At 55.0% G+C, this 6,569-nt stretch carries 6 protein-coding genes and 1 pseudogene; all 7 read left to right on the forward strand.

Annotated features, from left to right (window positions below; all coding sequences use genetic code 11):
* Positions 1-80 precede the first annotated feature (80 nt).
* Positions 81-1,670 (forward strand): methyl-accepting chemotaxis protein, encoded by a 1,590-nt coding sequence (locus ACOTYN_RS10380; RefSeq protein WP_071922240.1) that lies wholly within the window; start codon positions 81-83, stop codon positions 1,668-1,670.
* A 62-nt stretch (positions 1,671-1,732) separates the two neighbouring features.
* Positions 1,733-2,659: a glutaminase B gene (gene glsB / locus ACOTYN_RS10385; protein ID WP_014883834.1), complete on the forward strand. Its 927-nt coding sequence runs from the start codon at positions 1,733-1,735 to the stop codon at positions 2,657-2,659.
* Complete coding sequence (locus tag ACOTYN_RS10390; protein WP_071922239.1) at positions 2,659-3,021, forward strand: DUF4186 domain-containing protein; 363 nt, start codon at positions 2,659-2,661, stop codon at positions 3,019-3,021. Before glsB ends, ACOTYN_RS10390 begins: the two co-directional genes overlap by 1 nt.
* A gap of 107 nt (positions 3,022-3,128) precedes the next feature.
* Positions 3,129-4,577, forward strand: a complete 1,449-nt coding sequence (locus tag ACOTYN_RS10395) for a GGDEF domain-containing protein (protein WP_071922238.1) — start codon at positions 3,129-3,131, stop codon at positions 4,575-4,577.
* Positions 4,578-4,688: 111 nt separating this feature from the next.
* Positions 4,689-5,654 carry a sensor domain-containing diguanylate cyclase gene (locus tag ACOTYN_RS10400; RefSeq protein WP_071922237.1) on the forward strand — a complete coding sequence of 322 codons (966 nt, stop codon included), beginning with the start codon at positions 4,689-4,691 and terminating at the stop codon, positions 5,652-5,654.
* A gap of 82 nt (positions 5,655-5,736) precedes the next feature.
* Positions 5,737-6,264 carry a GNAT family N-acetyltransferase gene (locus ACOTYN_RS10405; protein WP_023338319.1) on the forward strand — a complete coding sequence of 176 codons (528 nt, stop codon included), beginning with the start codon at positions 5,737-5,739 and terminating at the stop codon, positions 6,262-6,264.
* A 116-nt stretch (positions 6,265-6,380) separates the two neighbouring features.
* Positions 6,381-6,512 (forward strand): annotated as a pseudogene (locus ACOTYN_RS10410) (altronate oxidoreductase); the annotation flags it as partial.
* Positions 6,513-6,569 lie beyond the last annotated feature (57 nt).

A 6,569-nucleotide genomic window follows, 5' to 3' on the forward strand; every position in this document is an offset into this window, starting at 1 on the left:
CTGTCATTTCTCTGCAATGGTTCTGTCATTTTCGTTTCGTAGACTCGCACGCGTCTAACGTCTTGTTACTGAAGAAAATTATGAACCTAACGCAAATTTTTCGTCGTATTGCGCAGCGCTGTATCCCACGTCAATTTGGCCTGCTGACGGGGATCTTTTGTATTATTGGCCTTTTCTCCGCACTGCAACTCTCCTCATCTTTTCTGCTTAACGCCTCCCTGAAGGACGCTCAGCGCAACGAGCAGCAAAATCTGCTGGCGTATCAGCAACAGAGCAAGCTTGATCTGGCGCGTGTCTCCCTGCTGGCGGCAAGCGATCTGCTTAACCGCTCCGGCGTCTGGTTTATGCAGGATAAAGAGACCGGTTCAGAAGGAAGCTGGCACAGTCTGATGGATGAGGCGCAAGCGTCGCTGGCGGTTTCTCAGCAGGCGTGGCAAGACTGGCGGGCACTCAATCCGCCGGAAGATGAGGCCCTGGTGAACAGCTATCAGCTTTTCTACGGTGCCATTAAAGAGCAATCGGAAGCGCTTGTCAGAACCCACACCATTGATGCCTTTTTTACTGTCCCGGCCCAGGCGTTTCAGAGCGACTTCAACGATAACTACGCCCGTTATCAGCAGGCCAGCGAGAAGCAGGCCATGCAGGGGCGTCAGGGACTTATGACGCAGCTTTCAAGGCTGCAGACGTTGTTCCTGTTTGCGCCGGTTTTACTGCTCGCCATCGCGGTTGCCGTCTGGTTCGGCATGTCCAGGTGGGTGATCACGCCGTTACGTCGACTGATTGCGCATATTAACCAGCTGGCAGCCGGAGATCTATCCGGTACGCCGCCTGCCGTCAGGCGTTTTAATCGTGAGACGGGGCAGCTTGGCGACAGTATCGCCACCATGCAGCACGGTCTGCAGCAGCTGGTGACCCAGGTCAGCCATGCCACGACCGCAATGGTTGAAAATATCGGCTCCCTGGCGCAGGGGAATCAGAAGCTGTATCAGCAATCGGCGCGTCAGGCAAAAGAGCTGGAAGAGGTCACGACCCATATCGCGACGCTGGAAACGCATGTGGAAGGGAATACCGGCTACGCCAGACTCGCCAGCTCGCGCGCGGACGAAGCGCGTCAGGCCGCGGTAGGCGGTGACCAGATGATGTCGACCGTGAATGCGTCCATGCAGGCGATCGTCGAGCGATCTTCTGAAATGCGCGGGATCGTGGCGATGATCGACAGCGTGGCGTTTCAGACCAATATTCTGGCGTTAAACGCCGCCATTGAAGCCGCCCATGCCGGTAACCATGGACGCGGGTTTGCCGTTGTCGCCCGGGAAGTCGGCCTGCTTGCCAGAAAGAGTAGCCACTCAACGCAGACCATCCAGGAACTTATCAATCGCTCTTTGCAGGGCATTGAAGATGGATCCCGGGCGGTGAATTTAATGGAAGACAATTTGCAGCAGGTCACCGGTCTGGTCGGTAACTTAAGCAGTTTGCTGAATGAAATCTCAACCGCTACGCTCAGCCAGGGGGAGAGTATTCACCAGATGACGCGTCAGCTTCAGGCGCTGAATCAGGTTTCCCGCCAGACGGATCTGCTGGTTTCTGACGCTTCAGAGGCCTCTGAGCGACTGCAAAAGCAATCCGATCTTTTATTGCAGGCCGTTTCGCGTTTTCGTCTTAGCGCCTGACGCAATACATAAGCCTCTGTTATACTCGCAGCCCGTTTTAGCCTGAGGGCAAGGAGCAAAGAGTGGCTGCGGTCATCCATAATGAGATGCTGGACGAGATTCTGGCGCAGGTTCGTCCGTTATTGGGAAAGGGTAAGGTTGCCGACTATATTCCGGCTCTTGCCTCGGTCAGCGGGAATAAGCTGGGGATTGCGATCTGTACCATCGACGGACAGCGATACCAGGCAGGGGATGCCACTGAACGTTTTTCGATTCAGTCAATTTCGAAAGTGCTGAGCCTGGTTGCGGCGATGCGCCAGTACGAGGAAGACGAGATCTGGCAGCGTGTCGGTAAAGATCCGTCCGGCCAGCCTTTCAACTCGCTGCTTCAGCTTGAAATCGAGCAGGGTAAACCGCGTAACCCTTTTATCAATGCCGGGGCGCTGGTGGTCTGCGATATGCTGCAAAGCCGTCTCAGCGCACCGCGTCAGCGGATGCTGGAGATTGTTCGTCAGCTCTCGGGCGTTGACGATCTTGCCTATGATTCGGTAGTGGCCCGCTCGGAGTTTGAGCACTCCGCCCGTAACGCGGCCATCGCCTGGCTGATGAAATCCTTCGGCAACTTTCATAACGACGTGGCGACCGTACTGCAAAACTACTTCCACTACTGTGCGTTGAAAATGAGCTGCGTTGAGCTGGCCCAGACGTTCCTGTTTCTGGCGCACCAGGGGCACGCGCCGCATCTCGATCAGGACGTCGTTTCCCCACTGCAGGCGCGGCAGGTCAACGCCCTGATGGCGACCAGCGGCATGTATCAAAACGCGGGCGAGTTTGCCTGGCGGGTTGGGCTTCCGGCCAAATCCGGCGTTGGCGGCGGGGTCGTGGCGATTGTGCCGCATGAAATGGCGATTGCCGTCTGGAGCCCGGAGCTGGATGAAACGGGAAATTCACTTGCCGGTGTGGCGGTGCTGGAGAAACTGACCCAACGTCTGGGACGTTCCGTATACTGATGTTCGATCTGGATCCGCTTTTTTCCCGCCTGGCGCGATCGACGTTTCGCTCGCGCTTTCGTTTAGGCAATAAAGAACGGCAGTACTGCTGGGACAAAGGACCCGACACCATTGACCAGCATGCTGCGGATTTCGTTAAAAAACGCCTTGCACCGGCGCAACCTGCCAACGACGGTAAACAGACGCCCATGCGCGGTCACCCGGTATTTATCGCCCAGCATGCCACGGCGACCTGCTGCCGGGGCTGTCTGGCAAAATGGCATAATATTCCCCAGGGCGTGCAACTGACTGCGCAGCAACAACATTATATCGTCAGCGTGATCCACCACTGGCTGGTGATACAGATGAACAGCCAAATTTGACGAGTTATGATCCTGTTGTAATTGTGTTATAGATGCAGGTTAAGTTAGTCCCGATCATGCTGACGACCGCAATATTTGCCATAAGCATTCATATGGAATGATATTTAATGCGTTCTGCTCTCACCGCCTTCAGGTTGTTCCAACCCGACACGCCGCTGCGTAATGCCTCGGCGATATTTATTCTCACCACTCTCTTTTATTTTGTGGGTGCGGAATTGCGGCTGGTCGAGGCCTTATCCCTGTTCTGGCCGCTGAATGGCGTTATGGCAGGGATCTTTGCCCGTTATGTGTTTCTGCATCGCCTGCATTACTACGCGGTATGTTATGTCGCGATGCTGATGTACGACGCGGTGACGACTAACTGGGGAATGGCCTCGGTGGTCATAAACCTGTCTAACATGATCTTTATCATCGTTGTCGCCGTGCTGGTTCAGCGTGACAGACGGTTGATGAAGAAAACCCCCGATCCGCTCAACGCATTACGGCTGTTTAACTACTGCCTGATTGCGGCGCTGCTGTGTGCCTTGCTCGGTGCGTTCGGGTCCGTGGGGATAGACAGTCATACCTTCTGGCCGCTGTTTGCCGACTGGTTTAGTGAACAATTCTCCACTGGCGTGCTCGTTGTGCCTTGCATACTTACCCTCGGTTTGCCGGTGCGGGAACTCAGGATAAATCTGGAGAAACTGTTACCGATCATCGCGCTGGTTGTTTCTGTGGCTGCCTCGGTGGTGATTGGCGGAGCGGGAAGCCTCGCATTTCCGCTGCCTGCGCTTATCTGGTGTGCGGTACGCTACTCGCTGCCTGCGACCTGCCTGCTGACGTTTATTACAGGGGCGATTGAAATCATTCTGGTCGCCAACTCCATCATTAATATCGCCGTGGCGACGCCGCTCTCGACCCCGATGATGTTTTCTGCGCGGCTTGGTATTGCCACGATGGCGATCTGCCCGGTGATGGTCTCCGTCAGCATGGCGGCGATTAATTCCCTGATCCGTCAGGTATCCCTGCGGGCGGATTATGACTTTCTGACCCACGTCTACTCGCGTTCCGGGCTTTACGAGGCGCTAAAACGCGAAGAAACGCACCGTCATCCACGTTTTCTGACCGTCATGCTGCTCGATATTGATTACTTCAAAAGCATCAATGATAACTACGGTCATGAGTGCGGCGACCGCGTGCTGGCATCCTTTGCCCGCCAGGTTCAGCAGGTCGTTGGCGAAGACGGGATGGTGGCCCGCATGGGGGGAGAGGAGTTTGCTGTGGTCGTCAATTCGGGCGATGAACAACACGGCTATGCACTGGCGGAACGTATCAGGAGTACCGTCGCCAGCCATCCTTTCACCTGGCGTCAGCAGACGCTTTACCTGACGGTCAGTATTGGCCTCGGAAGCGGAAAGGCGGAGTCATGGCAGTTGACGGAGGTCTTCAACAAGCTGATGGCCGAGGCGGACGATCATCTTTATCGTTCAAAAAAGGCGGGTCGAAATCGTACCAGCGCCCGGCTGGCGGATGGGCAACTTGCGGCCAGTGCCGGGAATGAAACTGAGCTGCGTTAATCGTTATAAGGCATTGACGTGAATTAGATAGCGGCTTAACAGGATATTCGCACACTGACAATGTCTCTGTTTAAGCTACGCTTTGAGTAACGCTTTACGTCAGGAGACATTATGAAAGCACCTGCAACACCTGAAAATGAAACAGACCGACTTCACTCGCTGCGCGAATCGGGTCTGCTTGAGATCGACAGTTCCCCGGCGTTTGACCGCTTAACGCGGCTGGCGAAACGTTTTTTCCAGGTGCCACTGGCGATGGTCAATCTTATTGATGAGCACTCGCTGATCGTGAAATCGGCGGATGGTCAGGCACCCGGTTCCGTTCCGCGTAACATCTCTTTCTGTGGCCATACGATCCTCACTGAAGCTCCGCTGGTGGTAGGGGATATGCGTCAGGATGACCGGTTCGCGGATAACCCGCTGGTGGCCGGTGAACCCGGCGTGCGTTTTTACGCGGGCTTCCCGCTGCGCTTACGAGACGGCGCAAGCGTTGGCTCGCTCTGCCTGATTGATTACGCTCCTCGCGAGTTTTCAGCGGCCGATCTCGCCGTACTGGGTGACCTGGGCGCGCTGGCTGAGGATGAGTTTGCCGCCATCAGCGCGGCGACCACGGATGAGTTGACCGGGTTATTCAACCGACGCGGCTTTAATCAGCTTGTGCGGTTCACGCTTTCCATTGCCCGACGCCGTGCTGAGCCGTTGACGCTCGGATGGCTGGATCTGGATCGGTTCAAGGAGATTAACGATCGTTACGGGCATGAGGAGGGGGATAAAGCGCTTAAAGTCATGGCGCAACTGATGCGTACCTCTTTCCGTGAAGCGGATCTGCTGGTTCGTTTCGGTGGCGATGAGTTTGCGGTGCTGTTTGCCGACACGGATGAGCAGGGGGCGTGGATTGCCATGCAGTATCTCGCCGAGCAGGTCGAAAACTACAATGCGCGCAAGTTACACCCATGGTCGCTGACGTTCTCCTGGGGGCTGAGTGAATTTGATCACAACAGTAACGACCTGCAAAAGTGGCTCAACGATGCCGATGCAAAAATGTATGCCATGAAGCAGCAGCGGCAGCGCGGGCGGTGATATAACAAAAGCGTATGACTGACCCGATTGCGTTAAGAAAATGTTAAATGCAAAGTGTGGGTATTCAACGTAAGGACAAACAATGAATACCTCACTGCATATCCAAAACTTCACCCGTGACGACATTCTCACTCATCTTGATGCGCTGGCCGGGATCCTCGAAAACTGCGTGACCGGCGGCGCATCCGTCAGCTTCATGTTGCCGTTTAGCCTCGAGAAGGCCCGTTCATTCTGGCTCGGTATTGCTGAAAGCGTAGGGCGCCATGAGCGCGTTGTGCTTGCCAGCGTTGATCCCCAGTTGGGCGTTATCGGAACGGTGCAACTGATTACCGACCAGCCTGAGAATCAACCTCATCGTGCCGATGTGGCAAAACTTCTGGTACATGAAAAAGCGCGTCGCAAAGGGGCCGCGATGGCGCTGATGGAAGCGCTTGAGGCTGAAGCCCGCGCCAGAAATATTTCGGTTCTGGTACTCGATACCTCCACCGGCAGCGGCGCTGAGACGTTTTATCAGCGTGCCGGCTGGCAAAAGGTCGGTGAGATCCCGCGCTACGCCCTGATGCCGGACGGTGCCATGACGGCGACGTCCGTGTTCTACAAATTCTTATAATTTTCGTCACAACCACGCCGTGAATTGATCGAAACAGGGTTCCTGGTCGGAAAGTTTTGATAAGTTATCGTACCAATCTTATCGGGCTGTATGACTAATCATAAAAGGAACCCATTGTGAACACGCTTAACCGTCGTGATTTTCCCGGTGCTCAATACCCTGAACGCATCATCCAGTTTGGTGAAGGCAACTTCCTGCGTGCGTTTGTCGACTGGCAAATTGACCTGCTAAATGAACATACCGATCTCTGATGTAGCCCCCTGAAACACCAGACAGTAGCTGTATCTCCAGATAAGAGATAGGCT

Origin of the sequence: Enterobacter cloacae complex sp. IR5458 (genome assembly GCF_049238025.1) — a bacterium.
Classification (GTDB): Bacteria; Pseudomonadota; Gammaproteobacteria; order Enterobacterales; family Enterobacteriaceae; genus Enterobacter; species Enterobacter kobei.